This is a genomic window from Agromyces lapidis (genome assembly GCF_009749405.1).
Lineage (GTDB): Bacteria > Actinomycetota > Actinomycetes > Actinomycetales > Microbacteriaceae > Agromyces > Agromyces lapidis.
In genome coordinates this window covers 17,453-41,328 of the sequence record NZ_WBIQ01000009.1, presented here as the reverse complement: position 1 = coordinate 41,328, position 23,876 = coordinate 17,453, and the positions used below count along the sequence as shown (strand labels likewise).

Below are 23,876 nucleotides of genomic sequence, written 5' to 3'. Positions count from 1 at the left end.
TCGCGACCCGCCGGAATGGCGGGGGCGCGGGGGCCGCGGCTCCCTACGATGAACGGGTGGACTTCTCCCTCGCCCTGACCCCCGACCTCATCGCCGTCTTCCTCACGCTGTTCGTGCTCGAGATCGTGCTGGGCGTCGACAACGTGATCTTCATCTCGATCCTCGCGTCGAAGCTGCCCGTCGAGCAGCAGGCGAAGGCCCGCAACCTCGGCCTGACCCTCGCGATGGTGATCCGCGTGGTGCTCGTGTTCTTCGCGGGCTGGATCATCACGTTGAAGGAGGATGTCGTCGAACTGTGGGGCATGGGCTTCTCGGTGAAGGACTTCATCCTCATCGCCGGCGGTCTCTTCCTCGTCTACAAGGCCGTCACCGAGATCCACCACAAGCTCGAAGGGGCCGAGGAGGAGCACGGTTCGGCACCCAAGCGCATCACCTTCGGCTCGGTGCTCGCGCAGATCCTCGCGCTCGACATCGTGTTCTCGCTCGACTCGGTCATCACGGCCGTCGGCATGACCGAGAACCTCGTCGTGATCGTCACGGTCGTGGTGCTCTCGTTCGGCATCATGCTCTTCGCCGCGCGCTTCATCTTCACCTTCGTGAACCGCCACCCCACCGTGAAGATGCTCGCCCTGTCGTTCCTGCTGCTGATCGGCGTGTTCCTCATCGCCGAGGGCTTCGGCGTGCACATCGACAAGGCCCTCATCTACGCGCCGATGGCGTTCGCGATCCTCGTCGAGGCGCTGAACCTCATCGCCTCGTCGCGCAAGGCGAAGCGAGAGCAGCGCCGACGCGAGCCCGTGCAGCTGCGCCCGCAGTACCCCGACGTCGACGAGTCGGTCGCGGTGGCGGCTGCGCTGTCGAAGGGCGAGCCGGGGGCGGGATCGGTCGGCCTCTCGAACCGCCCGGTCGAGGGCGAGCGGGATGCCTCTGAGGAGCGCGCCGGGCTCGGCTGACCCTCAGCCCACCCGTTCGGCGAGCGCCACGATGATGCCGGCCGGGCCGCGCAGGTAGCAGAGACGGTAGATGTTCTCGTAGTTCGCGATCTCGCCGAGGACCTCGGCGCCGTGCCCGCGCAGGCGGGCGACGGCGTCGTCGACGTCGTCGACGGCGAACATCACGCGGTGCAGTCCGAGGGTGTTCGGCGGCGGGTTGGGCGGCGACATCTCGGATGCCACGGGCTCGAGGTACTTTGCGAGCTCGAGCCGGCCGTGGCCGTCGGGCGTGACGAGCACGGCGATCTCGCTGCGGACGCCGTCGATCCCCACGGTCTGATCGGCCCAGGGGCCCTCGATGGGGGCGCGGCCCTCGACGGCCATGCCCAGTTCGACGAAGAAGGCGACCGCGGCATCGAGGTCGTCGACGACGATGCCGACGTTGTCCATCCGTTGAATGGTCATGTGGGCGAGCCTACGCCCGGGTCCTCTTCAGCGGGACGGATGCGCCCGCGAAGGAACGGCAGCGCGGGCGCCCGGTAGACGAGCGCAGCGGGATGCCCCGGCGCGAGCGCGAACTCGGCCGCGCCGAAGCGCCACACCCGGTTGAAGAGATAGGCGCCGATGACGGCCCGCTCGTCGGCGCGAACCTGCCAGGTGCCGACGCCCCACTGGCTCGGCTGGCCGCGGCCGTCGACGACGAGGGTCGGCTTGACGCCCCAGTAGAGCGCGAACCAGGGCTTGTGCAGCGTCAGCTCGATGCGGCGGGTGGCGGGGGCGGTCATCCGGCGAGTCTAGGCGGCCCGGCACGCCGAATCGGCGGAACTTCGTGCGCCGGGCACGCGTCGACGGCGGGATGACCGACGCGACCGCACTCGCCACCAGCGGGAGGCGGCCTTCCGTCGCTCGTCGTCAGCTCACGGAATACTCGAACGCCCACTTCCCGTCGTACGAGCGGTAGTGGCACGCCGTCACGATGTGCGCTCCCGAGGCGCGGTACTGGTTCTGGACTCGCAGACATTCGGACTGGCTGTATCCCGTGACCTTGTACCAGACCTCGGCGGCGCTGGCCGACATCGCAGCCCCGCCTGCGATCATCGCCACGCTCAGCCCGACGGCAGCCAGCGCCTTCGTCACCCGTGCACGCATGTGTTCCCCTTCATCGCGGTTTCCGTGCGGAGCGGCGCCCCGACGGTTCGACCCGAGGCTAGTGATGATGGAGCGGGAGACGAATGGGCACCGCTCCCCATCGCGCGGCGCGAGCAGCGGCACGCCGAATCGGCGGAACTCGGTGCGGCGGCAAGGCGGAATCGGCGGGATGATTGGGGTGAGCGGCATTCGCCACCGGGAGGAGGCGATCCCATGGCATTCGACACGTCGAACGGAACCCACGGGGCGCACCAGCCGGCCCGCAACCGATTCGAGCGGTGGGCCAACCTGCGCATGGCCGAGCGCATCCGCCGCAAGGGCGATCGTCGCGGCACCAAGCTGGCGCTCGTCACGATCGGTCGCCGGACGGGCCTCGAGCGGGTGACGCCGGTGCGATGGTTCCCCGCGGGCGGCGGCGCGAGGTACATCGTCGCGTCGGCGAACGGCGCCGCGCAGAACCCCGCCTGGTACTACAACATCGCCGGGCACCCCGACCAGGTGCGCATCGAGTTCGCGGGGCGGCGCATCGACGTCGTCGCCGAGCAGCTGCACGGTGCCGAGCGTGCCGCCGCATGGGCGCAGATCACGGCGACGGCCCGGGGTTTCTCGAGATACGAGCGGATCACCGATCGGGAGATCCCGGTGATCGTGCTCCGGCCGCGCTCGGGTTGATCTGCAATCGATTGATTGCACTTCTTTTCGCAATATGCAACCATTGAGTTGCAATTCAGGCGAAGGGGAGGTGCGACATGCTGCTCGAGAACAAGGTGGCCGTGATCCACGGCGGTGGCGGTTCGATCGGAGGCGCGGCAGCGCGGGTGTTCGCCCGCGAGGGCGCCCGGCTGTACCTCGCGGGGAGGAGCCTGCCTCGGCTCGAGGCTGCGGCATCCGCGGCGAGAGCAGAGGGTGCTGAGGTCGAGGTCGCGGTGGTCGACGCGATGGACCCCGACGCGGTCGAGCGGCATGTCGACGACGTCGCCGAGGCCGCCGGCCGCATCGACATCGCCCTCAATGCCGTCGGCTTCGACCACGTGCAGGGCCTGCCGATCGCCGAGACCTCCCTCGACGACTACCTGCACCCCGTGGTCGGGTACCTGCAGACGAACTTCGCGACCGCGAAGGCGGTGGCGCGGCACATGATCGCGCAGCGGAGCGGGGTGATCCTCACGATCTCGACGCCGGGCGCGCGGCTCACCGGGCGTGGGCTCCTCGGCAACGCGGCGCAGTCGGCCGGGCTCGAGGGATTCTCGCGCGCGCTCGCCGGCGAGCTCGGACCCGACGGGGTGCGGGTGGTCTGCGTGCGGCCGCACGCCATGTCCGACGCGCTCGCGACGTCGTACACGGGAGCGATGTTCGGCCGAACCGCGGCGGCCGGTGGCATCCCGATGGATGAATGGCTCACCGGGCTGGTGGGCATGACGGTGCTGGGCCGCCTGCCGACGCTCGAAGAGGTCGCGGACTACCTCGCGTTCGTGGCATCCGACCGTGCCCGCTCGATGACCGGAGCGATCGCGAACCTCTCAGCGGGGGCGCTCGTCGACTGAGCCGGGCAGCCGCACCGGCGCGGTCAATCGGGGCGGTTGTCGGCGTCGCCGTCGATGGTGAACGGCGTCGTGACCCCGTCGTACATGAGATGGGCGATGACGTAGTCGCAGGAGCGATTGGGCGAAGCCGGGTCGAAGTCGAGCGGCGCTGGTGATCCGTAGGCGAGCAGGTCGAGGGTCTTCGCGGGCTGGCGTACGGACGGCGCGGCACCTTCGGCTTCCGAGACGCTCTCGGCGCGCGAGCTCGAGGTACTGCGCGAGATGGTTGCAGGCAAGACGAACGCCGGAATCGAACAGGCGCTGTTGCTGTCGACCTCGACCGTCGAGAAGCACGTGAACGCGATCTTCACGAAGCTGCGCCTCCCTGAGTCGGGTGTGCACCGGCGGGTGGCCGCGGTCCTCGCGTTCCTGCAGAGCGACGCGGGCACAGGGCATCCGGCCCAGGGCGACCCGGCCTGACTTCGCTGCAAGAGAACGGATGCCGCGCGCCCTCGCCGGGCGCGCACAATGAGCAGATGGTGGAGATCTCCGACGACGACTTCGAGCAGATGGTCTCCGAGGTGTTCGACGCGCTGCCCGACGACATGGTGCGCGGCGTCGAGAACGTCGCGATCCTCATCGCGAACCAGCCGCCGGGGGAGCGTCCCCGGCTCTACGGCCTCTACGGCGGGCGCCCGCTGAAGACGCGTGGGGTCTACGGCTACGGCGAACTGCCCGACCGCATCACGCTGTTCAAGAACAACATGCAGGCGCACAGCGCCGACCTCGACGCCCTGCGCACGCGGGTGCGCATCACGCTCGTGCACGAGATCGGGCACTACTTCGGGCTCGACGACGCGAAGCTCGGCGAGCTCGGCTGGGCCTAAGGGCTCGGCGCCGAGGGCGCCGAGTGATCAGGCGGATGGCTCGGCGCCCTCGGCCTCGGCGTGCCGTTCGTCGATCTCGGGCTCGAGCAGGTGCCGCTTCGCCGCCTGCAGTGTGTGCGAGTAGCCGACGAGTTCGTGGCCGACGACCTCGATGACGCACGACAGCGACACCAGCCCGATCACCGTCACGAGGGCGGTTAGGTCGCCGCCGGGCTCGAGGTCGATCGGGGCCCCCGCGTCGACGACGGCCGCGATGATCACCGCGGCGACGAGCGGCACGAGGTTGCAGATGAACAGCGGCACGTGCGTGAAGTCCATCGAGTGCATCAGCACGCTCCAGATGAGGAAGACGAGCACGACCACGCACGCGACCGGCACCGCGAGTGCGAGGGTGATCTGCAGCAGGCTGAGCTCCTGGTGCTCGACCCCGAGCGCGGCGACGTGGAGCCCGGCGCCGACTGCGGCGATCGCCCCGAAGAGCGGCAGGTGCACGTAGCGCCAGCCCCAGGTGCGCTCGGGCCAGCGCTCGAGGATGGTGCGCGACGGAATCAGGTAGTACGCCCACCACAGCCCGGCGGCGATCACGAGCCCGGCCGCGACGATGGCGACCGCCGCGACCGACCACCCCTGCTCCGCCACCAGGGCGCCGACCGCCGCGACCGTTCCCGCGATGACCTCGCCGATCGTGATGAGCGTGAGCAGGCCGAACCGCTCGGCGATGTGGCCCGCGTTCCACGGTGCCCGACCGTAGCGGCGCTCGATGACGAGCGGTGCGATGAGCTCGGCGGCCGCGAGCACCACGATCGCGACGACGGTCGCACCGGCGGGGATGCCGGGGACGGTCGTGAGCAGCCAACCGAGCTGTGCCACCGTGATCACGACCGCGTACGCGACGGACGTGCGCCGATGGGTCGGATCCTCGCGCGCCGCGCGCAGCCAGAGCGCGATCAGCGGCACGCGCATGACGATGTAGCCGGCGACGAGCAGCATGTTGTTCGGGCTGCCTCCGTGCGCGGCATCCTCGAAGCTGACGGGCAGCCCGAAGACGAAGATGACGACGCCGACCATCTGCGCGACGACGGCCGCCCGCACCAGCGCGTCGTCGTTGTCGTAGGCCGACGAGAACCACGTGAAGTTGAGCCAGGCCCACGACACCCCGAACACGGCGAAGAGGTACGCGCCGATGCCGGACCCGACCTCGCCGACGAACAGCGCGTGCGCGAGCTCGTCGGCCGCGGCGGCGAACGCGATGACGTACGTCAGGTCGTAGAGCAGCTCGAGCGGGGTGACGGCGCGATGCGGTTCGTCGGGGTTGCGGCCCGACATGGGTCGCAGGCGATGCCTGAGGTCGAGCCGGAGCTGCGCGGTGAGGGTCGGCGTCGTCATGGGGCCATGATGCGCCCGCGCGCGCCGCACGTCGAGACCCTCGGCTCGCTCCCTCGGTCGAACCGCGTCGAGCCGGCTACGGAGTGAGGTCGACCTCGACATGGCCGAGCGTGAACGGGATCATGAACGGCTCGCCCGGGCTCGGCGGGTCGAGCGGGATCGCGAAGAACGAGACCATCGTCAGCGCCGCCCAGACGAGTGTGCCGGCGATCATGACGACGACCGCGCGGTCGATGATGCGGAGGGCGGACGCCTCCGTCCGTGCGGGTCGGAGGACGAGCGTGATCGCCACGATGACGGTCACCGCGATCGCGACGAACACGATCGCGCTCGGTCGCAGGTTGAGTTGCACGCACGTCGGAGTGATGTCGGCGGGGCTGCCGTTCACCTCCATGAAGCCGTCGGCGGCGGAGCCGCCCACGCAGCCGCCCCTGCTCGCAGCGCCGATCATCGAGTAGACGAGCGCCGTGCCCAGCGCCGAGAAGATCATTCCCCGGATTCGGCGGATGATCGCCGCACCCGGCAGGGTCGAGGGTGCAGCGGCCGTCGGCCGGTCGAGCGTGTCGGGCATCGGGTCTCCTGTCACGTCAGGTTTCTGGCATCGTGGCAGCCCGGACGGCGGCGGGGCAACCCCCGCGATTCGCTACTGGCTCGGCGCCTGCCCGATGCTCAACCACCCGTCGGGGCCCTCGCGATGCTGCTGCGAGCTGCGACCCGACGGAGCGTCCTGCTTCATCGCCTGCAGCTGGCGGTCGACCTCGGCCTTCGCCGAGAGCACCGCGAGCTGGCGCTCGATGTCGGCGTCGGGGGCGGCGGTGAGATCTTTCAGCGCCCCGCTCGCGAGCAGTTCGTCGGTCGCGGCGGCGCGCGCCTGCATCTGCGAGACCCGGTCGCGTGCGCGCTCGAGGCTGGCGCCGACGTCGTCGATGCTCGACCCGATGCCGGCGACGGCCTCGTTCGCCTTCACCTGCGCTTCGGAGGCGGTGTAGGTCGCCTTGATCGTCTCCTTCTCGATGCGGAACGCGGCGACCTGCTCGGAGAGCTGGCGCTCGCGCTGCTGCAGCTGCGCGGTCTGCTGCTGCATCGCGCTGTACTGGTCCTGCAGCTTTGCGACCTGGGACTCGAGCAGGGCCCGACGCTCGAGGGCCGCCCGGGCGAGGTCCTCGCGCCCCTGCGCCATCGCCTCGCGGGCCTGCTCGCCGAGGCGCTGGTACCGGGTGCCCATCTCCTGCCCCTGCAGATCGACGCGCTTCTTCGCCGTCGCGACGTCGGCGACCGCCTGGCGCACCTGCTGAAGCAGTTTCAGCTGCTGCTCGTAGCTGTCGTCGAGGGTTTCGCGCGGGTCCTCCATCTTGTCGAGGGCCTTCTTGGTCTTGCTGCGGAAGATGGTGCGGACGCGCGAGGTGTTGTCGCTCATGGTCGGTTCTCCTTCAGGTCGAACGTCGGATTCTGGCGGCGCACGGCGCTCGCGGGACGCGTCTGCGGTCGTGCCGGCGGCCTGGGCGGTGCGACGACCTCGTCGCGGCGGTTGAGGCGCTGCAGCTCCTGAACCCCGGCGGCGAGCGCGGCGACCTCCCGCTCCATCTCGGAGTGGAGGGTGCCGAGCGTGTCGTCGGTGGAGCCGGCGAGGCCCGAAGCGACCGCAGCGCGCAGGCGGCGCACGAGAGCGCCGACCTGCTCGACGCGATCGGCGGCGAGCGGCAGTTCGCCCGCGAGCACCGCAGTGTCGGTCTCGCTCTCGAGCAGCCGCAGCTGCAGGTCGAGCGCCTCGCCCTCGGCCCTGATGCGGGCGAAGAGCCGAGGCAGTTCGCCGTGCGCTCCGCCGCTCTGCGAGGCGAGATCGATCGCGGCCCGCCCGCTGTCGAGCGTGTCGGCGAGCTGCACGCGCAGCGCGAGCACCTTTCGGCGCGGACCCCGGCTGAAGCCGGCCCGCGTGCGCAGCGCCGTCGCGGCGACCGCGCGGTTCCGGCGGATCCGCCGGTAGATCGCCCGCAGGACGAGCACGACCGTCGTGATCGAGACGGCGACGAAGATCAGGAACGCGATGAACATCCAGAGCAGCACCTCCACGGTTCCCACCTCCCGTCGGTGCGTCCGAGTGCGTCGCGCGCGACGAGCCGTCGTTCGTGATCCACGTTCATGTCTCCGCCTTCGTCGAGCCGTGACCCGACGCCGCCGCCAGGTCTGAAACGCGATATAACGCAATCTACGCTCGACTCGCCGGAAGCCCTAGCGCTCACTGCGAATTCGGAGCGTGAGGCGGCGCACACCCGCCCCTAGGCTGGACCCGTGAGGTTCGCCGGAGCGGTCGTCGGAACGTCGAGAGTCATCGCAGCGCTCGGGCTCGTGGGGGTCGGTGCGCTGCACGCCGCATGGGCGAGCGGATCGAGCTGGCCGGCCCGCAGCCGCCGCGAGCTCGCCGAGGCGGTCGTCGGCTCGGATGCCGCGCCGGCGCCGCTGCCGACAGCGGTGGTGGCGGTCGCCGCGACGGCGGCCGGCATCGTCGCCGGTGGTGCACTGGGAGACCGTTCGATCGCCGTGGCCGGTCGCCGAGCCGCGGGAGCGGCCCTGCTCGCGCGAGCGGTCGTGGGCGGCCCTGCCGCCTGCCGCGTGCTCGGCCTGCCCGAGCCGAGCGACCGGTTCCGCGACCTCGACGCGCGGGTCTACCGACCGCTCTGCGTCGTGCTCGGGGTCGCTGCGATCCTCGGCGCGCGGCGCCCGTCGGGTCGGCAGGCCTGAGCACGCGGATGCCGCGGCGTTCGGTCATGACCGAATGCACCGCGGCATCCACCGATCGCTCAGCTGATCCAGTAGTACGAGAACGCCCACTTCTGGTCGTACGAGCGGTAGTGGCAGGCGGTCCAGATGCGAGCGCCCCAGCCGCGGTACTGGGTCTGGATGCGCTGGCATTCGGTCTGGCTGTACCCGGTGATCTTGTACCAGACGTCGGGCGTCGCGCTCGCCGACACCGCGGCACCGCCCGCGACCATCGCCACGCTCAGCCCCACTGCGGCCAACGCCTTCATCACTCGTGCGCGCATCTGTGTTCCCCTTCATCGCGGTTCCGTCAGGAGCGGTTGCCCCCGCCGACTCGTCCCGAGGCTAGCGACGGGGCGGCAGCACCAGAATGGGCAGGGCTGCCCATGGGGAGGTCCCGGTCGGCGGGCGCCTTCTCGGTGGCGACGGCGACCGCCCGCCAGCAGCAGACGACACCGGCCGCGAATCACGGCGCGCATCGGCCGCCGAGCGTTCACCCGATCGTCGGCCCGCTGATTCGTAGACTCGCAGCATGGGCGATTCGGCAGATCGCGTGGTGAGACGTGTCGCGCGGCACGGGCGCGCGGCCGCCGCAACAGCGCTGGCGTGCCTCGCCCTGGCCGCGTGCTCGTCGAGCGGGGGTCCAGGGCCGACGGGTGGAACGAGCTCTGCCGTGGCATCCGCCTCGCCCGACCGCACCGAGACGCCGGCGACGTTCGCCGTCGTCGGCGACTCGATCACCGATGCGAACAGCCCCGACCTCGCGAACGGCGACCTCGGCAGCGAGTCGTGGGCCGCGTACGTGGTCGACGAGGGCGTGGGGTTCGCCGGCGGCTGGGCCGAGTGGGGCGCGCAGACCTCGCTCATGGCCGACTCGGTCACCGCGTACGACGCCGACGTGCTCGTCGTGCTCGCGGGAACGAACGACCTCGCCTTCGGCGTTCCGTTCACCGAGACGGCGGCGAATCTCGATCGCATCGTGGCGACCGTCGGCATCGCAGAGGTCGTTGTCTCGTCGATTCCGCCGGCGGGCGTGTTTCCCGAGGCTGCCGTGAACTACAACGAGCAACTCGAGGCGCTCGCCGATGATCGGGGTTGGCGGTTCGTCGACGCGTCGGCCGGCCTGCGCAGCGCCGACGGCGGGTTCGCCGACGGGATGTCGTACGACGGGTTGCATCCGACTGAGCAGGGCGCGCGAGTGCTCGGCGAAGCGATCGCGGAAGAACTGCGCTCCGGGTGACGCGTGCGAACCGCCTCACTCGCCCGGCAGGGCGGCGAGCGTCACACCGAGCTCGTCGAAGACGTGGTCGATCCTGCAGGCGTAGCCGTAGTAGCGATCGGTCGCCATCACGATGCCGATGATCTGGTTCGGGCCGTTGACGAGCGGTGAGCCCGAGTCGCCCTCGTCGCAGAACGTCGGGTACGCGGCATCCGGCCTGACCTCGATGAGATCGCGGAACGTCTTGCCCTCGAGTTCCATCGTGAGGTTGACCGCGCTGACGGTGCCCGCGGTGTAGTCGGTGGTGCGCCCGTGCTTCTTGACCGCACTGCCGAGCACGGGGTCGGCCGATCCGGTGAGGTTGCCGATCTTCCACACGTAGTTCGTGTGTCCGACATCGCTGTCCATCTTCGCGACGCCCGCGTCGACGGTGCCGCCGAAGATCGAGTCGGTCGTGAGCGCGACGCGGTTGATCCAGCCGACGGGCACGGCCTGGTAGACGATCCCGTCCATCATCTGGTGGTGCAGGTTCCTCAGCACGTGGGCCGCGGTCAGCAGGTAGACGCCGTCGCTGCCGTTCTTGTTCACGAAGCAGCCGCTCGTGCCGCTGTAGAGGTCGGTGTTCGCGCCGACGAGCGAGATCTCGAGGCCGCACGGCACCGGGCGCTCCTTGAAGCCCTTGACGTCGGCCAGGGTCACGGGCCGGGCCTCGATGACGTCGGTCGGCACGCCGTTCACCTCGGCCGGGATCCGCCGCTCCTCGGGCAGTTCGTCGAGCGGCAGCTTCTTCTCGACGTATACGCGGATCACGACCTCATCGGTCGTCGTGCCTCCCCGCTCGCGATATCCCACGCCCATTCGCAGCACGTCGGGACGGCCGAGCACCTCGTCCTCGACCTCGCGCGAGCGCGCCACAGCTTCGTCGATGTCTCGCATCGTGACCCCCCAGTTCGGATGCGTTCCGCGCCCGCCACCGGGTGCGATGACCGGAATCTACACCTCGGGGCGCGCGCCGGTCAGAGCAATGTTCGCGGCGCCGCATCGGGCTCTGACCGCCCTCGAAGTCCGCATTCCCGCGTGATACGGGGCATCTGCGGGCCCCGAGTGAGGCGCGGGGCGGCCGTCGCTTCCCCTGTACTGGGGGCGGGTCTGCGCGCTCGCCCGTGGGCTGATCGAGCGGCGCGGGCCTCGACTACGCCGCCCCGGCGCTCGCGGCCTCGGGCGGCCAGACCACGTCGAAGCGCTCGAAGACGACCTCGTGCTGCTCGGTCCATTCGATGCCGATGGCGTCTGCCGTGCGTCGCCAGTACCGCGCGTGGTTCTCGCGCCAGGAGTCGAGCGAGCGGTCGTCCTCGCCCTCGTCGTACGCGAATTCCGCGTCGACGCTCGTGAACGGCCCGATGCGCAGCTCGGTGCTGCGCAGGATGACCCGGGGTGCGCCGGTCGAGTCGCACGCGATCCAGTGGCTGCCGACGCGGGGGAGCGCCTGCCCCTCGGCCTCGAACTCGGCGACGAGCGTCGCGGTCGCGCGTTTCGTGCCGTCGCGCACGAGCCTCAGCAGTTCGTCGGTCAGCTCGGGGTGGTCGCCGAACCGCTCGACCGACGGCGCCTCGGCGTCGGTCGCGACCGTCGGGTGCGCGGCGCGGTACTCGGCCCACATCGTGAGCGCGGCGTCGTGGTCGATCGGTGCGTTCGGCATCCTGCCAGTGTGGCAGGCCGCTTCGCCGCGTGCGGCTACGCGCTCCCGTCGCGCGGTCGGGTGCCGTCGATGAGCAGGCGGATGCCGAGACGCGCGACCATGAGCACGATGATGAGCAGCGTGACCGAGAAGAACCCGCCGAGCTGCACCGCGTCGCCGAACAGCAGGCCGGTGAGCCACAGGATGAGGAACTTGCTGCCCGCTCCGAGCAGCAGCAGATGGGCCGCGTTCAGCGTCTTGAGCGCGGGCGTGCGCGACGTGCGCACCCGATCGAGGATGCGCGTCTTGAAGACCGCGATGACCTCGAGCGCGACCTTGAACAGCACCGCCGTGAGCAGCGAGACGATGAACGACTCGGCGATGACGGCGGGGAAGAACTGGGTGAACAGCCCGAGCACGACGAGGTAGACGAAGACGTCGACGATGTCGACGGCACGTAGGCGCACGGGTCGCTCCTCGGTGGCGGGGTTCGATGCGCCGAGGCCCGGTCGCAGCGGTGCTCGCAGGCTACACCCGGGTGTCGGCCCGCTCGCGTCGCGAGCATCTATGTGGTCGCGAGAGCCTGATACCGCTACGCGATCCCGTCGGCCGCTGCGAGTCGCTGCGCCTGCGCCGCGAGCGTGTGGGCGAGCGCGGTGACCTCGTCGCCGAGGCCGGTCCAGTCGTCGTCGGCCTCACCGAGGTAGCCCGCCCGTGCGCGGTCGAGCAGTGCCCGGTCGCTCGGCTCCAGCGTGGCCGCCACCGCCGCGGCCGCGACATCCTTCGGCACGATCTCGCCGGTGCGCAGCGTCGTGACGATGCGGGCGAAGGCGAGCAGCGTGTTGCGCTCGTCGCCGACGATCTCGCCGAGGATGTCGGGGATGCTCGCGAGCATCGCCTCGCGCAGCTCCGCCTGCGTCACCCGGTCGAGCACCTCGGCGAGCGGGCGACCGCGCAGCACCCGGTGCGCGGTCTGCGCCGTCGCGAGCAGGATCGGCACGTCGGGGTCGTTGGTCGGCTCCAGCGTCTGCCCGCCCTCGATGTCGGCGCGCAGCCACTCGCCGTACTGGAAGTCGTGCTCGGCCGGTACCGGCCACCGTCGGTGCTCGTCGACGATCACGCACGTGAGCTCGAGCGGGCGGCCCGTGCTGCCGTCGGACAGCGCGAGAGGGTGCGCCGAACCGCTCGACGCGTCGAGCAGTGCCCGCGTCAGCGCCGCGCGCTCGTCGGCGGTGAGCGCGCGCCGTGTCAGCACGAGGACGTCGAGGTCGCTGTCGGGGCGGAGCCCGCCCGACTCGGCCGAGCCGTACCGGTAGACGCCGACGATCTCGCCGGGGTCGGCCCGGTCGAGGTGGTCGAGGACGGGTGCGAGCTGCTCCTCCATCCGGCCACGCTAGCAAGCGGTGGCGACGGTTCGGAACCGGGTCTCAGCAATCGAGCGTGCCCGCGACGCGCAACCACGGCACCGAGGCATCCGGTCGCGCCGCCGAGCCGCGCGCCTCGCCGTCGCAGCGCACGACGACCGCCCAGTCGTCGAGCGAGGTGCCGGCTTCCTCGAGACGTGCTCGGAGCCGGCGCACCGCCCGCGCCGAGGGCTCGCCCTGCACCGAGGCGGGCGCCATGTGGGTCTCGGCGATGGCGGCGGCCGCGATCACGAGCGGCTGGGGGAGCCGCAGCCGTCGCCCCATCGACCGGATCACCTGGGCGCCGCGCTCGGCGTGGCCGTACGAGATGATGCGCCCGTCTCTGCGGCGGGTGGTGTCGGGCTTGCCGATGTCGTGGAAGAGCGCGGCGAACACGAGCAGCGCGCGGCGGTCGTCGTCGACCCCGTGCTCGACGGCGTATGCGGCCGCGAGATCGGCCGCCCCCAATGAGTGCACGAGTACGTCGCCCTCGGGATGCCACTCCGGATCTTGTGGGGTCGTCGCGAGTGCGGCGAGCTCGGGAACAGCCTCGACGAGGCCGCGCTCGCGAATCGCGTGCGACGGAACGCGCTCGCCTCGCGCGATCGCGAGCAGTGCGGCACCCGCCGCGGTATCCGATGGGATGCCTCGGGGGCGATCGGGCAATGCGTCCTCCTCCGTTCGGGGCTCGGGACACGCGTCGGACGCGAAGTCCTCGGGCCACTACGGTGGCAGTTGTGGATGTCGAACAGCAGTTGATTCTTGTCACGGTCGCGTCATGGGCGGCAATCATTCTTGCAACCGTCATCGGCCTACTGCTTCTCTACGTGGTGATCCGTCAGGGCGTCTTCCACGGGCTTCGCGCGCACACGAGGTGGGTCGACGGCGGCAAGCGCTGACGCCGCGCGCCGCCGCAGCGGCGCGTTCGCGACGAACACCCCGGCGACGAGCACCAGCCCGCCGACGGTCTCCCACACGTTCGGGATCTGCCCGAGCAGCAGCGCCGCCGACGCCATCGCCACCACCGGCGCGAGCAGCACCCACGGCACCACCGACGCCGGGCGATTGCGCGCGAGCAGCGCGTTGAAGATCGCGTAGCCGACGAGGGTGCAGAGCCCCGCCGTATAGAGCGTCGAGACGATGGGGCGCCAGCCGAACGCCGCGATGCCCCCGGCGATCGCGTCGGGGCCCTCGATGAGTGCGGACAGCGCGAGCGCCGGCAGCGGCACGACGAGCGACGACCACACCGTCAATGACAGCGCGCCGAAGCGCTTCGCCGGAGCGACCGGGCCGGCCTTGCGCGAGATGACGTTGCCGATCGCCCACGACAGCGCGGCGAGCAGGCACAGCACGACCGCGATCGCCGGTGCGTCGCCGCCGCGACCGAGCGCGACGACGCCGAGCCCGACGGTGCCGACCAGCGCGCCGATCGTCTGCATGCGGCTCGGGCGCTCGCGCAGGGCGAGCGCCGCCACCACGATCGTCAGCACGACCTGCGCCTGCAGCAGCAGGGCCGCGATGCCGGGCTGCAGCCCGAGCGCGATCGACGTGTAGAGCAGGGCGAACTGGCCGAGACTCATGAACAGGCCGACGCCGACGACGGTCTTCCAGCTCGCGAGCGGACGGGGCACGACGACCACCGCGAGCGCGACGAGGGCGAATCGCACCGCGACGAAGAACAGCGGTGGGATGCCTTTCATGCCCCAGTCGATCACGACGAAGTTGACGCCCCACAGCGTCGCAACCATGGCGGCCAGCAGCATGTCGCGTCTCGTCATGGTTCCACCTCACCGCGGGGAACCCGGAAACACCAGCGATGATTTCTATCTCTGATTCGGTAGCATCGCTGCATGATCGATCTCGAGGCCGTGGTCGCGCTGCGCGCCGTGGCCACCAACGGCAGTGTCGCGGCTGCAGCCGACGCGCTCGGCTTCACGCCCTCGGCGGTGTCGCAGCAGATCAAGCGGCTCGAGCGCGGCACCCGCGTCTCCTTGCTCGAGCGCGCCGGCCGCGGCGTCGTGCTCACCGATGCCGGGCGGCAGCTCGTCACCTCGTCGGCGACCGTGCTCGCCGACCTCGAGCGCCTCGAGGCCGACCTGCACCTCGCCGGCGGCGGTGGCACCGGGAGCGCCGACCGCAGGGTCACGGGCGAGGTGCGCATCGGCGCGTTCTCGACCGCGGTGCGCGGCCTCCTCGTCGAGGTGCTGCCGCGCCTGCGCGCGGAGCATCCCGAGCTGCGGGTGCCGATGCGCGAGAGCGAGCCGTGGGAGACCATCGCGCTCGTCGCGTCGGGGCAGCGCGACCTCGGTATCGTGCACCGATGGGGCGGCGTCGCCCTCGCGATGCCCGATCACCTCGTCGAGACGCCCCTGTTCACGGATGTCGCGGACGTGATCGTGCGACGCGACCATCGGCTGGCCGGGCGCACTGAACTGGAACCCGTCGATCTCGCCGACGAGGAGTGGATCGCGACCTTCGACTCGACGATCTGCCGGCAGTGGCTGCGACGCCTGTTCGACGGCGTCTCGAATGCGCCGCGCATCGTGCACGAATCGATGGAGTTCGAGAACCACCTCGAGCTCGTGCGCGCCGGCCTCGGGGTAGCACTCGTGCCTCGGATGGGGCGGCCGGTGCTGCATGACGATCTCGTGGCGATTCCGACGGTACGGCCCGCCTCGACGCGCGGGGTCTCGGCGGTGCATCGGCGCAGTCAAGCGGATTCGCCGGCGCTGCAGGTGGTGCTCGACGCGGTGCGCAGCGTCGCCACCGAGTCGGCGGCCGCCATGACCTGACCTGGGCACTGAGGTCGGCTCGGCGAGTCCGCGACATCCGCGCGCGATCGAAGGAAGCCGCGCCCAGGAGCGCAGCGCACTCGGCGCACAGGAGCCACCGGTCGCAACCGCACGCAATCACGCCGCCCGATTCTCGCGCAGCTCGAATCGCGCCCGCCCGCCGAGCCTGGGCAGCTGGTCGGGGTCGATGTGCGGTGGCGGAATGAACCACACCTCGCTCGGGCCCGCGTCGATCCGCCACCCGTCGCGGTGGATGCGGTGGTGGCAGAAACTGCACAGCATCACCCCGTTCGAGAGGTCGGTCGGGCCGGTATCTCGCTGCCACCAGTCGATGTGGTGCGCCTCGACGTAGGCGATGTTCTGGCCGCAGGAGGCGCAGCCGCCGTCGCGCTCGCCGAGGGCGAGGCGCTGCGCTCTGGTGAAGAGTCGGGCGGCTCTTCCGAGGTCGAGCGGGAGGCTCTCGCCGCCGAGCACGGCCGGGATGAGCTCGGCATCGGCGGCCATGCGGCGAGCCGTGGACGCCGAGACGGGCTGGTCGAGCCCGTCGATGCGGGCATGCCCGAGGTCGTTCACGAGCGTGTCGAGGTCGACCCGCACGACGACCGTGGTCTTCGCGAGCGGCGCGAGGGTCTGCGTGCACCCGAGCGTGTGGCGGGCGAGCGCGGCGAGCGCGTCGACCTGGATCTGAGGGATCGATCGCTGGTCGTCGACGACCGGTGCGGGGTCGCCGGCCGGATCGCGTCGGCGCAGCGCGTCGCTGACGAGCGCCTCGATCGCGGCCTTGACCGGTGCAGCGCTCTCGGGGTCGAGTCGGGCATGCAAGTGAACCATGCCGTGACGGTCTTCGCGCATCGTCAGTGAGCGCTCGGAGCGGAGCTCGTCGTCGCGGGGTTCGCCGCCGTCGGGATCGCGGCGCGCCTCGGCCTCGCGAACTCCGCGGATGAGAGTCTCGAGCGGTACCTGCGCCGCCAGGTCGACGAGCGCCGCTTCGACGATGTCGACCCTCGACGCCTCCGCCCGCGCCCAGGCACGATCGAGCATGGACGTGATCGCGGAGGCCGCCTCGAGTCCGATCGCCGCGGTCGCGAGGGCGGCGGCCACATGCGGATGCCGTGAGGGCGCGCGTTCGCCGCTGAAGGTCGGCCGCTCGGCGGTTGCGGTACCGACGGCGATCAGCCGCTGCGCGTCGGTGCGCGACGCCCCGGTGGACGCGGCGAGGAGCCGCGTCGGATTGTGGAATCCCTGTGCCTTCGCGAGCCCGGTCTCGCCGAACTCGGGCCCGGATCGTCTCGCGACCTCTGCGGCGGCGCGGGCGAGCACGGCGTCGATGTCGCGCCGCGTCTTTGCGGGCGCATCGGTGACCCGCACGAGGCCCGGATCGCTCATCTGCTCGAGGTCGACCTGCGCCGCCCCGAAGTTCGCACCCCATGCCGGCATCGCACCGGCCCACGCCTCGCGGAGCGTCGCCACGTCGCGCTCGAGGGCGGCCAGCGCGTGCAACGCATGCAGCGCGGACTGCGCCGCATGCGCAGACTGCGCCGCATGCGCAGACTGCGCCGCATGCGCAGACTGCGCAGACTGCGCGGTGGTCGGGGGCTCTTCCATGTCTCCATCCTGCACGCACCCACCGACATTCCAGCGCGTCGGAAATGGCTGACGATCGGCCATTCTGCCTATGGATGGTTCGGACGCAAATCGCCCTGTGGAGGAGAAGTCGCGCGCCGCGACATCCGCCATCGAACCCGGGGCCGACGTGCCTCGCCGTTGACGATCCGACGAGATCGGGGCCAGCATGGGGGCAGAATCTGAATCGGGTGGCATGGCGATGGGCGACTCCGCGCGCAGGGTCCGGCGACGAGACGGCGGCCGTGCTGCTCGCGATCCCCTTCGGGCTGTCGGTGGCGACGGCCGGGGTCTTCATGTGGTCGGCAGCGGATGCCTCGCTCTACGCGGTCCCGACCGAACGCTGACGCACGTGCCCCTCACACGGCGACCGCCGCCCCGCACCATCGCAGCAGTTCGACCTCGTGGTCGCGCATCCAGTGCCCGCCGTCGGGCACCACCTGCAACTCCGCGTGCGGCAGCAGCATCAGCCACGCGCGCCCGTGCGAGGCGGGCACGAGCACGTCGGCGCCGCCATAGACGAGTCGCGTCGCCGCTCGTACTCTGTTCGGGTCGAACGACCACTCCCTCGCGAACAGTGCGAGGTCGTCGTCGACCCAGCCGTCGATGCCGTGCGCGCCCCACTCGGTCGCCTCGACGGCCTCTTCGTGCTGCACCTCGGGCCGGCCGAGCACCTCGCGGTCGCTCATGGGCAGCCGCTCGAACCAGTCGACGAGTGCGTCAGCGCCGTCGCCGAGCGAACTCAGGTGCTCGCGCAGCACGGCATCACCATCGCGGGCGGCCGAGATCTCGGCGACCGTCTCGGCCACCATCTCCGTCGCGCCGTCGAACCCGAACCCGGCGGGCCCGAGCCCCACGTCGACGCAGAGCGCCGTGACGCGATCGGGCAGCAGCGCCGCCGTCGCGACGGCGTGCGGTCCGCCGCCCGAGGTGCCGATCACCGCGAAGCGGTCGGCCCCGCACGCGTCGGCGATGAGCCGGCTCCACTCCGCGGCATCCGCGACGGTGCGCCCCGGTGTCGACGGCGAGCCGCCGTAGCCGGGGCGATCGTACGAGCACAGCCGCACGCCGGCGGTCGCGGGCCCGGCCCAGCCGCCGGGCACGGCGATCGAGCTGCTCGGCGTGCCGTGGTGGAAGACGACGAGCGGGCCAGCGGGGTCGCCCCATTCGCGCACGCGGATCGATCCGGTCGCGGTGGGCAGGTCGAACTGCCGCGTCCAGGGGGCATTCACGCGAACTCCAGCACGTCGCGCGGCAATGATGACAAGAATCGCGGGCCGGATGCCTCGAACACGACGGTGTCGACGAGGATCAGCGACGTCCACGACTCGAAGTTCGTGACGAGCCCGGCTTCGATCACGTCGTCGCGCTCGTCGTCCATCGCCCACGCGAACTCGCCGACCCAGTCACCGGGTGCGACCGAGAGCCCGAGCTCGTACCCGCCGACGCCGCCCTCCGCACCCGGCGACACCCCGGCCTCGACGAAGTACCGGCGCAGCGCGGTCAGCAGCCCCCGCCAGGATGCTCCGACGGTGCCGTGCTCGGCGACCACCTCGTACGACCCCGCGGCGATGGCGATCTGCCGTCGGCTCTCGTCGGAGACGCCCCCGAACATCAGCGGTCGGGTCGCACGGGCGTGATAGCCGTCGACCGCGGACGCCATGTCGGGGTGCACGACCGGCCCTGAGCCGAGTCGGGTTCGCCCGCTCAGCCGGTGCAGCGCCGAGACCGACGATCCGGCCGCGACGGTCTCATGCAGCACGGCGGGTTCGCCGCCCGCCCGCACCATACCGAGCGAGTAGAGCGCCCACGCCTCCAATTCGGTCGTGTCGCGCGTGGCCTCGGCGAGGATCGCGCGGATGCCGGCGTCGCACGCCGCCTGGGCGAGTTCGATCTTCGCGAGCTCGGCGGGGCTCTTCAGACGCCGGATGCCGCGGAACGGCAGCGTGACATCGACCACCCGGCATCCGATGCCCTCGAGCATGGCGTCGACGACGTCGGCGACCGCGGGACTCGGGATGCAGCTCCACCGCTCGAGGCCGACGCGGCTGCCCGCCCACGGGCGGAGCTGCTCGGCGAGGAACGACACGTAGTCGTCGAGCGAGGCCTCATGCGTCTCGCTCGAGGTCGGCAGGGTGCGGATGTCGTCGAGCACGGTCGAGGTGCGGGCGAGCTCCTCGTGGTAGCCGGCGTCGATGATGAAGGGATGCCCCTCCTCGACGTGCACGACGATGCACTGCGCCGGCGGCATCGACGTCGAGGTGTGCTGGCGGTACCAACGGCTGCGGTAGCCGGTGAGCCAGGCCATCGTGTCGGGCGCGGTGATGATCGCGACGTCGACGTCGGTGTCAGCCATGGCGCGGCGCAGACGGCGGAGCCGATCGTCGTACTCTGCACGGGTGAAGGGGAGTTCGGTGGCGTCGTTGGTCACCCGACCATCGTCGCCGTGAGGCGGCGGTCGCGCCTGCGACATCCGTCGCAGATCAGCGCGCGAACTTCCACGGATGTCGAAACCTGCGCCGATCACGATCGGATTGACTCTCGGCAACCCCCGATGCCGCGCCGCGGCCCCGATGCTCCAATGGAGGCGCAATGACCGTCAGCAGCCCGCCGACAGCCCCACCGACGCAGCGAACGTTCTTCGGACTGCCGCGCACCATGTACCCGGTCGCCGGCTTCGCCGCGTTCGACGCACTGGCCTTCTACGGCATGCAGACGATCCTCGTCTACTACGTGTACTTCGCCGTCGCCGAGGGCGGCCTCGCGCTGTCGACCGACGTGGCGATCGCGATCGTGTCGACGTACAGCGCCGCGACGTTCCTCGCGACGATCTTCATGGGCTGGCTCGCCGACAACGTGCTCGGCGCCGGCCGCGGCCTGCGCTGGGGTGCGGTGCTCGCGCTCGCCGGGTACCTCGTGCTCGCCGCCGTGCCCGGCGAGGTCGGTCTCGCGACCGGCCTCATCGCCATCGCGTTCGGCGCCGCCTCGATGTGGGTCAGCGAGGGCGCTGTGCTCGGCGGCACATTGAACGCGCATGAATCGAAGCGCGAGTCGGGTTTCACCGTCTACTACCTCGGCAGCGCGGGCGGCGCCCTCGTCGGCATCACCCTCACGGGAGTGCTGCAGTCGGAGGTCGGATTCCGCCTCGGTTTCCTCGCCTCGGCGGTCGCGATCCTCATCGGGCTGCTCGTGTACCTGCCCTTCCGCCGCTCCACCGAGGCGACCGCGCCCGTCGTGCACGGCCACGGCGTGAAGGGCTGGGCGCTCGCCTGGCCGATCCTCGCCGTCGCCCTCGGAGTCGCGGCGATCATCGGCACCGTCGCGGCGGGATCGAACCCGTCGACGATCGTCGGACTCGGCGCGCTCGTGCTGGCCGCCGGAATGTTCGTGAAGCTGTTCTCTCGGCGCGACCTCGACCGCGAGCACAAGCGGCGAGTCCTGCACTACCTGCCGTTCTTCGGCGCGACGGCTGTGTTCGCGATGCTCTACCAGCAGCTCTATACGACGGTCGCGATCCACTCCGAGGCGAGCACCGACCGCGTCGTCTTCGGCATCGAGTTGCCGCCGTCGACCGTGCTCGGCATCGCGCCGCTCTGCACGATCATCGTCGCGCCGATCCTCGCGACGCTGTGGGGCGCTCTCGGCGACCGCCAGCCGTCGCTCGCGGTCAAGTTCGCCATCGCATTCGGTGGCTGCGCACTCGCGATGGGATGGCTCGCCGCGGCCTCGGGCACGGGCGAGCTCACGCCGATCATCGTGCTCGTCGTCATCGTGTTCGTCTTCGGCGCCTCCGATGTGGTGGTGTCGCCGTCGGGCCTGTCGCTCGCGAGCGCGGTCGCTCCGGCCGGCTTCGAGACGCGCATGCTCTCGCTGCACTATCTGGGCGCCGCGATCGGCATCGCCGCAGCGGGCGTCGCGGGCGAGGGCTTCTCGCCCGGTGAGAACGAGACCGCCTACTTCGCCGCCTTCGCCGTGGTCGGCGCCGTCGTGGCGGTCGCCATGATCTTCGTGCGGTTCGCGTTCGGCAAGCGACTGATCGCGACGGATGGCACGACCGACGGTGTGGAGGTGCTGTGATGACCACCACGACGAACCACATCAGTGTCATCCGCGCCGGCGCCGTCGCGGACGTGATCACCGGCGAGGTGCTCGCCGACCACGCGATCGTCCTCGACGGCGAGCGGATCGCCGCCGTCGAGCCCTGGTCGGCCTCGCGCCACGGCAGCGGCAACGAGGTGCTCGACCTGCGCGACCACCTCGTCGCGCCCGGCCTCATCGACCTGCACACCCACCTCGTCGGGGAGCTCGAGCGCGGCAGCTACAGCCCGTACCTCACCGGTTCGCCCGCCCGCGATGCGCTGCTCGGCGTGCGCAACGCCCGTGCCACGCTGCGCGCCGGGTTCACGACGGTGCGCGACGTCGGCAGCTTCCGCGCCTTCGTCGACTGCGACCTGCGCGACGCGATCGACTCCGGCATCTGCGAGGGTCCGCGCATGGTGTGCGCCGGCGCTTACGTGACGTGCTCGTCGGGCGGCGGCGAGATCACCGACCTCGCGGTCGACATCGAGCTGCCGCGGTCGTTCCGATTCGGCGTGGCCGATTCGGTCGACGAGGTGCGGTCGGCGGTGCGCCGCATCGCGCACCGCGGCGCCGACGTGATCAAGGTCATCGCGACCGGCGCCGTCTACGCCGCGGGCACCGTGCCCGGCGCGCCCGAGTACACCGAGGCCGAGCTGCGGGCGTGCGTCGACGAGGCCGCGCTGTACGGCCTCTACGTCGCCGCGCACGCGCACGGCGAAGAGGGCGCGCTCCGGGCCATCCGTGCGGGCGCCCGCACCATCGAGCACGGCACCATGCTCGGCGAGGCCGCGATGTCGGCCATGCTCGAGCACGGCACGTACTACGTGCCGACCACCTACCTGCTGCAGTGGGACGACGCCCACGGCGACCTCGACGGCTACCCGGCGGGCGTTCGCGAGAAGACCGCGCTCGTGGGCGAGTCGGCCCGTGCGTCAGTTCGACTCGCGATCGAGGCCGGGGTGCGCATCGCGTACGGCACCGACGCGATCGTCTTCCCGCACGGGCTCAACGCCGGACAGCTGCCCGAGTTCGTCGAGTTCGGCATGACGCCGATGCAGGCGCTGCAGTCCGCGACGTCCGTGGCGGCCGACTGCCTCGGCCGGTCGATGGATGTCGGTGCCCTCGCGCCCGGCCGCTACGCCGACCTCGTCGCCGTGCCCGGCGCGCACCTCGACGACGTGCACCGCTTCACCGAGGTCGCGGCCGTGGTGAAGGGCGGAGCGCTCGTCGTGTGACGGCGGCGGGCGACGCGCGCGGCATAGGATCGGAGGCGTCCCGCCGGCCAGGTAGCGGAGGCCCGATGTTCGACACCGTGCAGGAGACCGTCGATCGGCTCGCGATGGCGCTGAACCGCTCGGTGGTGCTCGAAGACGCCGAGTTCGTGCTGCTCGCCAGCAGCGCGCACTACGACGACCTCGACCCGGCCCGGCTGCAGACCCTGACCGCCCGGTGCCCGACCGAAGCACTGGCGGCCGAGCTGCGCGCCCGCCGCCTGCACGCGCGCCTCGCGATCACGCTGCGGTCGCGGTACGGTGTGCTCGGCTTTCTCTGGGTCACGCTCGTGCGCCCGCTCACGCCGAGCGAGGCATCCGTCATCGCCGAGACCGTCGAGACGCTGCGTTCGCTGCTCGTCAACGTCTCGCAGTCGATCGAGGCCGTGAACGCTGAGGTCGAGTCGGAGATGCTCGGGCTGCTCACCCCCGATGCGCCGAGCCGCAGCAATGCGGCGAGCGAGCTCGTCGACCTCGGCATGTACACGCGCTCGCGCCGGTTCGTGGCGCTCTGCCTCTCGCTCGGCGCCGAGTGGGCGCCGTGGGGCGGACCTCCGCCGCGCGAGGTGATCTCGCGCGTGCTGCTGCGCGCGATCACGACGCCGATGATCGACGCCTACAGCTTCGTGCCGAGCACGCCCGACACGTTCATCCTCATCGGGTTCCGCAACGAGCCGACGCCCGAGGCGATCGACAGCATGGTCGCGGCGATCGTACGCGAGGCGGATGCCGCGGACGTGCACGAGCCGCTCGACGCGGTCGTCGGCATCGGTGCGCCGGTCGACGGGCTCGCGGACGCCTGGGAGTCGTACGAGCAGGCGCTTGTGGCGGTGCGGGTGGCGCGATCGCGGGGGAGGAGATCGGCGTCGTGGACTGCCGACCCCATCGCCGCCTCCGTCGCGACCCTGCTCGCGCAGGAGCCGCCGCCGCACCTGCTGCCCGATCCGCTGCGCCGCCTCGCCGCGGCGCCGCCCGAGACCATCGAACTCTTCGAGGCGTACGTCGCCCACGGCGAACGCATCACCGAGGTCGCCGAGCAGCTCGGCGTGCACCGGGCCACCGTGCACTACCGCCTCAAGCGGGCCGCCGCGTCGATCGGCATCGACATCGACGCCGACGACGCGCGGTTCGTGATCGGCGCGTGGTTGCGGCAGCGGTGGTTGCGGGGGTGAGCGG

The 23,876-nt window shown here is 71.2% G+C and carries 30 protein-coding genes; 12 read left to right on the top strand and 18 right to left on the bottom strand.

Going from position 1 to position 23,876, the window contains the following annotated elements; translation table 11 throughout:
• The first annotated feature begins 56 nt into the window (after nt 1–56).
• On the top strand, nt 57–953 hold the full coding sequence (locus GQQ93_RS14725; protein ID WP_157425000.1) for a TerC family protein: 897 nt from the start codon (nt 57–59) through the stop codon (nt 951–953).
• A 3-nt stretch (nt 954–956) separates the two neighbouring features.
• On the opposite strand, the gene GQQ93_RS14720 is transcribed toward GQQ93_RS14725, so the two are convergent.
• The 3 genes from GQQ93_RS14720 to GQQ93_RS14710 all read right to left on the bottom strand — a co-directional run bounded on the left by GQQ93_RS14720 (nt 957) and on the right by GQQ93_RS14710 (nt 2,081).
• Nucleotides 957–1,397 carry a VOC family protein gene (locus tag GQQ93_RS14720; RefSeq protein ID WP_157424999.1) on the bottom strand — a complete coding sequence of 147 codons (441 nt, stop codon included), beginning with the start codon at nt 1,395–1,397 and terminating at the stop codon, nt 957–959.
• Nucleotides 1,394–1,717 carry a hypothetical protein gene (locus GQQ93_RS14715; protein ID WP_157424998.1) on the bottom strand — a complete coding sequence of 108 codons (324 nt, stop codon included), beginning with the start codon at nt 1,715–1,717 and terminating at the stop codon, nt 1,394–1,396. The genes GQQ93_RS14720 and GQQ93_RS14715 overlap by 4 nt, the downstream gene beginning before the upstream one ends.
• 127 nt (nt 1,718–1,844) lie before the next feature.
• The gene (locus GQQ93_RS14710) at nt 1,845–2,081 is read right to left on the bottom strand and encodes a hypothetical protein (protein ID WP_157424997.1); all 237 of its coding nucleotides are present in this window, start codon (nt 2,079–2,081) and stop codon (nt 1,845–1,847) included.
• A gap of 213 nt (nt 2,082–2,294) precedes the next feature.
• On the opposite strand from GQQ93_RS14710, the gene GQQ93_RS14705 reads away from it, so the two are divergent.
• Nucleotides 2,295–2,753 (top strand): nitroreductase/quinone reductase family protein, encoded by a 459-nt coding sequence (locus GQQ93_RS14705; protein WP_157424996.1) that lies wholly within the window; start codon nt 2,295–2,297, stop codon nt 2,751–2,753.
• Nucleotides 2,754–2,830: 77 nt separating this feature from the next.
• Entirely contained in the window at nt 2,831–3,625 is a 795-nt protein-coding gene (locus tag GQQ93_RS14700; protein ID WP_157424995.1) for an SDR family NAD(P)-dependent oxidoreductase, read from the top strand.
• Between the two features lie 23 nt (nt 3,626–3,648).
• On the opposite strand, the gene GQQ93_RS14695 is transcribed toward GQQ93_RS14700, so the two are convergent.
• Complete coding sequence (locus GQQ93_RS14695) at nt 3,649–3,900, bottom strand: hypothetical protein (RefSeq protein WP_157424994.1); 252 nt, start codon at nt 3,898–3,900, stop codon at nt 3,649–3,651.
• Here GQQ93_RS14695 and GQQ93_RS14690 point away from each other — a divergent pair.
• On the top strand, nt 3,887–4,084 hold the full coding sequence (locus GQQ93_RS14690) for a LuxR C-terminal-related transcriptional regulator (RefSeq protein ID WP_157424993.1): 198 nt from the start codon (nt 3,887–3,889) through the stop codon (nt 4,082–4,084). The genes GQQ93_RS14695 and GQQ93_RS14690 overlap by 14 nt on opposite strands.
• Nucleotides 4,085–4,140: 56 nt before the next feature.
• Nucleotides 4,141–4,491, top strand: a complete 351-nt coding sequence (locus GQQ93_RS14685) for a metallopeptidase family protein (RefSeq protein WP_157424992.1) — start codon at nt 4,141–4,143, stop codon at nt 4,489–4,491.
• 27 nt (nt 4,492–4,518) lie between these two features.
• On the opposite strand, the gene GQQ93_RS14680 is transcribed toward GQQ93_RS14685, so the two are convergent.
• From GQQ93_RS14680 to GQQ93_RS14665, 4 genes are all read right to left on the bottom strand, one after another.
• Nucleotides 4,519–5,877: a low temperature requirement protein A gene (locus GQQ93_RS14680; RefSeq protein WP_157424991.1), complete on the bottom strand. Its 1,359-nt coding sequence runs from the start codon at nt 5,875–5,877 to the stop codon at nt 4,519–4,521.
• A gap of 76 nt (nt 5,878–5,953) precedes the next feature.
• Complete coding sequence (locus tag GQQ93_RS14675) at nt 5,954–6,448, bottom strand: hypothetical protein (RefSeq protein WP_157424990.1); 495 nt, start codon at nt 6,446–6,448, stop codon at nt 5,954–5,956.
• A gap of 72 nt (nt 6,449–6,520) precedes the next feature.
• The gene (locus GQQ93_RS14670) at nt 6,521–7,294 is read right to left on the bottom strand and encodes a PspA/IM30 family protein (RefSeq protein WP_157424989.1); all 774 of its coding nucleotides are present in this window, start codon (nt 7,292–7,294) and stop codon (nt 6,521–6,523) included.
• A complete protein-coding gene (locus GQQ93_RS14665; protein WP_157424988.1) occupies nt 7,291–7,947 on the bottom strand; it encodes a hypothetical protein in 657 nt (218 codons plus the stop codon). The genes GQQ93_RS14670 and GQQ93_RS14665 overlap by 4 nt, the downstream gene beginning before the upstream one ends.
• A 219-nt stretch (nt 7,948–8,166) precedes the next feature.
• Between GQQ93_RS14665 and GQQ93_RS14660 the strand changes: the two genes are divergently transcribed.
• Nucleotides 8,167–8,616 (top strand): DUF3995 domain-containing protein, encoded by a 450-nt coding sequence (locus GQQ93_RS14660; RefSeq protein WP_157424987.1) that lies wholly within the window; start codon nt 8,167–8,169, stop codon nt 8,614–8,616.
• Nucleotides 8,617–8,675: 59 nt separating this feature from the next.
• Here the strand turns inward: GQQ93_RS14660 and GQQ93_RS14655 are convergent, their stop codons facing one another.
• Nucleotides 8,676–8,918 (bottom strand): hypothetical protein, encoded by a 243-nt coding sequence (locus GQQ93_RS14655; protein WP_157424986.1) that lies wholly within the window; start codon nt 8,916–8,918, stop codon nt 8,676–8,678.
• A 389-nt stretch (nt 8,919–9,307) separates the two neighbouring features.
• On the opposite strand from GQQ93_RS14655, the gene GQQ93_RS14650 reads away from it, so the two are divergent.
• On the top strand, nt 9,308–9,874 hold the full coding sequence (locus GQQ93_RS14650; RefSeq protein ID WP_170296217.1) for an SGNH/GDSL hydrolase family protein: 567 nt from the start codon (nt 9,308–9,310) through the stop codon (nt 9,872–9,874).
• 15 nt (nt 9,875–9,889) lie between these two features.
• Here GQQ93_RS14650 and GQQ93_RS14645 read toward each other — a convergent pair whose 3' ends face one another.
• The 6 genes from GQQ93_RS14645 to GQQ93_RS14620 form a co-directional block, all read right to left on the bottom strand.
• Nucleotides 9,890–10,789: a trypsin-like serine protease gene (locus GQQ93_RS14645; RefSeq protein WP_157424984.1), complete on the bottom strand. Its 900-nt coding sequence runs from the start codon at nt 10,787–10,789 to the stop codon at nt 9,890–9,892.
• A 256-nt stretch (nt 10,790–11,045) separates the two neighbouring features.
• On the bottom strand, nt 11,046–11,552 hold the full coding sequence (locus tag GQQ93_RS14640; protein WP_157424983.1) for an ASCH domain-containing protein: 507 nt from the start codon (nt 11,550–11,552) through the stop codon (nt 11,046–11,048).
• A 35-nt stretch (nt 11,553–11,587) separates the two neighbouring features.
• Nucleotides 11,588–11,998 carry a hypothetical protein gene (locus tag GQQ93_RS14635; protein WP_157424982.1) on the bottom strand — a complete coding sequence of 137 codons (411 nt, stop codon included), beginning with the start codon at nt 11,996–11,998 and terminating at the stop codon, nt 11,588–11,590.
• A 125-nt stretch (nt 11,999–12,123) separates the two neighbouring features.
• Nucleotides 12,124–12,915, bottom strand: coding sequence for an aminoglycoside adenylyltransferase domain-containing protein (locus GQQ93_RS14630; RefSeq protein ID WP_157424981.1), 792 nt, complete (start codon nt 12,913–12,915; stop codon nt 12,124–12,126).
• Nucleotides 12,916–12,958: 43 nt separating this feature from the next.
• Nucleotides 12,959–13,600 carry an HD domain-containing protein gene (locus GQQ93_RS14625; protein ID WP_157424980.1) on the bottom strand — a complete coding sequence of 214 codons (642 nt, stop codon included), beginning with the start codon at nt 13,598–13,600 and terminating at the stop codon, nt 12,959–12,961.
• A gap of 146 nt (nt 13,601–13,746) precedes the next feature.
• Complete coding sequence (locus tag GQQ93_RS14620) at nt 13,747–14,712, bottom strand: EamA family transporter (protein WP_157424979.1); 966 nt, start codon at nt 14,710–14,712, stop codon at nt 13,747–13,749.
• A 72-nt stretch (nt 14,713–14,784) separates the two neighbouring features.
• Here GQQ93_RS14620 and GQQ93_RS14615 point away from each other — a divergent pair, with 72 nt between their 5' ends.
• Nucleotides 14,785–15,726, top strand: coding sequence for a LysR family transcriptional regulator (locus GQQ93_RS14615; RefSeq protein WP_157424978.1), 942 nt, complete (start codon nt 14,785–14,787; stop codon nt 15,724–15,726).
• Between the two features lie 117 nt (nt 15,727–15,843).
• On the opposite strand, the gene GQQ93_RS14610 is transcribed toward GQQ93_RS14615, so the two are convergent.
• Nucleotides 15,844–17,331 carry an HNH endonuclease signature motif containing protein gene (locus GQQ93_RS14610; RefSeq protein WP_170296216.1) on the bottom strand — a complete coding sequence of 496 codons (1,488 nt, stop codon included), beginning with the start codon at nt 17,329–17,331 and terminating at the stop codon, nt 15,844–15,846.
• Between the two features lie 209 nt (nt 17,332–17,540).
• Between GQQ93_RS14610 and GQQ93_RS14605 the strand changes: the two genes are divergently transcribed.
• Nucleotides 17,541–17,696: a hypothetical protein gene (locus GQQ93_RS14605; protein WP_157424976.1), complete on the top strand. Its 156-nt coding sequence runs from the start codon at nt 17,541–17,543 to the stop codon at nt 17,694–17,696.
• Between the two features lie 12 nt (nt 17,697–17,708).
• Here the strand turns inward: GQQ93_RS14605 and GQQ93_RS14600 are convergent, their stop codons facing one another.
• Nucleotides 17,709–18,581 (bottom strand): alpha/beta fold hydrolase, encoded by an 873-nt coding sequence (locus GQQ93_RS14600; protein WP_170296215.1) that lies wholly within the window; start codon nt 18,579–18,581, stop codon nt 17,709–17,711.
• On the bottom strand, nt 18,578–19,780 hold the full coding sequence (locus GQQ93_RS14595; RefSeq protein ID WP_170296214.1) for a M24 family metallopeptidase: 1,203 nt from the start codon (nt 19,778–19,780) through the stop codon (nt 18,578–18,580). Before GQQ93_RS14595 ends, GQQ93_RS14600 begins: the two co-directional genes overlap by 4 nt.
• 161 nt (nt 19,781–19,941) lie before the next feature.
• Between GQQ93_RS14595 and GQQ93_RS14590 the strand changes: the two genes are divergently transcribed.
• The 3 genes from GQQ93_RS14590 (at nt 19,942) to GQQ93_RS14580 (ending at nt 23,872) form a co-directional block, all read left to right on the top strand.
• The gene (locus GQQ93_RS14590) at nt 19,942–21,426 is read left to right on the top strand and encodes a peptide MFS transporter (RefSeq protein ID WP_157424973.1); all 1,485 of its coding nucleotides are present in this window, start codon (nt 19,942–19,944) and stop codon (nt 21,424–21,426) included.
• Nucleotides 21,426–22,664, top strand: a complete 1,239-nt coding sequence (locus GQQ93_RS14585; RefSeq protein ID WP_157424972.1) for a metal-dependent hydrolase family protein — start codon at nt 21,426–21,428, stop codon at nt 22,662–22,664. The genes GQQ93_RS14590 and GQQ93_RS14585 overlap by 1 nt, the downstream gene beginning before the upstream one ends.
• 65 nt (nt 22,665–22,729) lie before the next feature.
• On the top strand, nt 22,730–23,872 hold the full coding sequence (locus GQQ93_RS14580; protein ID WP_157424971.1) for a PucR family transcriptional regulator: 1,143 nt from the start codon (nt 22,730–22,732) through the stop codon (nt 23,870–23,872).
• The last annotated feature ends 4 nt before the right edge of the window (nt 23,873–23,876 follow it).

What these genes read in the sequence shown, in the direction of transcription:
- GQQ93_RS14720 (WP_157424999.1), bottom strand. Translation starts at nt 1,397, where the DNA reads ATGACCATTCAACGGATGGACAACGTCGGCATCGTCGTCGACGACCTC.
- GQQ93_RS14715 (WP_157424998.1), bottom strand. Translation starts at nt 1,717, where the DNA reads ATGACCGCCCCCGCCACCCGCCGCATCGAGCTGACGCTGCACAAGCCC.
- GQQ93_RS14710 (WP_157424997.1), bottom strand. Translation starts at nt 2,081, where the DNA reads ATGCGTGCACGGGTGACGAAGGCGCTGGCTGCCGTCGGGCTGAGCGTG.
- GQQ93_RS14705 (WP_157424996.1), top strand. Translation starts at nt 2,295, where the DNA reads ATGGCATTCGACACGTCGAACGGAACCCACGGGGCGCACCAGCCGGCC.
- GQQ93_RS14700 (WP_157424995.1), top strand. Translation starts at nt 2,831, where the DNA reads ATGCTGCTCGAGAACAAGGTGGCCGTGATCCACGGCGGTGGCGGTTCG.
- GQQ93_RS14690 (WP_157424993.1), top strand. Translation starts at nt 3,887, where the DNA reads ATGGTTGCAGGCAAGACGAACGCCGGAATCGAACAGGCGCTGTTGCTG.
- GQQ93_RS14685 (WP_157424992.1), top strand. Translation starts at nt 4,141, where the DNA reads ATGGTGGAGATCTCCGACGACGACTTCGAGCAGATGGTCTCCGAGGTG.
- GQQ93_RS14680 (WP_157424991.1), bottom strand. Translation starts at nt 5,877, where the DNA reads ATGACGACGCCGACCCTCACCGCGCAGCTCCGGCTCGACCTCAGGCAT.
- GQQ93_RS14675 (WP_157424990.1), bottom strand. Translation starts at nt 6,448, where the DNA reads ATGCCCGACACGCTCGACCGGCCGACGGCCGCTGCACCCTCGACCCTG.
- GQQ93_RS14670 (WP_157424989.1), bottom strand. Translation starts at nt 7,294, where the DNA reads ATGAGCGACAACACCTCGCGCGTCCGCACCATCTTCCGCAGCAAGACC.
- GQQ93_RS14655 (WP_157424986.1), bottom strand. Translation starts at nt 8,918, where the DNA reads ATGCGCGCACGAGTGATGAAGGCGTTGGCCGCAGTGGGGCTGAGCGTG.
- GQQ93_RS14645 (WP_157424984.1), bottom strand. Translation starts at nt 10,789, where the DNA reads ATGCGAGACATCGACGAAGCTGTGGCGCGCTCGCGCGAGGTCGAGGAC.
- GQQ93_RS14640 (WP_157424983.1), bottom strand. Translation starts at nt 11,552, where the DNA reads ATGCCGAACGCACCGATCGACCACGACGCCGCGCTCACGATGTGGGCC.
- GQQ93_RS14630 (WP_157424981.1), bottom strand. Translation starts at nt 12,915, where the DNA reads ATGGAGGAGCAGCTCGCACCCGTCCTCGACCACCTCGACCGGGCCGAC.
- GQQ93_RS14620 (WP_157424979.1), bottom strand. Translation starts at nt 14,712, where the DNA reads ATGACGAGACGCGACATGCTGCTGGCCGCCATGGTTGCGACGCTGTGG.
- GQQ93_RS14615 (WP_157424978.1), top strand. Translation starts at nt 14,785, where the DNA reads ATGATCGATCTCGAGGCCGTGGTCGCGCTGCGCGCCGTGGCCACCAAC.
- GQQ93_RS14610 (WP_170296216.1), bottom strand. Translation starts at nt 17,331, where the DNA reads ATGGAAGAGCCCCCGACCACCGCGCAGTCTGCGCAGTCTGCGCATGCG.
- GQQ93_RS14590 (WP_157424973.1), top strand. Translation starts at nt 19,942, where the DNA reads ATGACCGTCAGCAGCCCGCCGACAGCCCCACCGACGCAGCGAACGTTC.
- GQQ93_RS14585 (WP_157424972.1), top strand. Translation starts at nt 21,426, where the DNA reads ATGACCACCACGACGAACCACATCAGTGTCATCCGCGCCGGCGCCGTC.
- GQQ93_RS14580 (WP_157424971.1), top strand. Translation starts at nt 22,730, where the DNA reads ATGTTCGACACCGTGCAGGAGACCGTCGATCGGCTCGCGATGGCGCTG.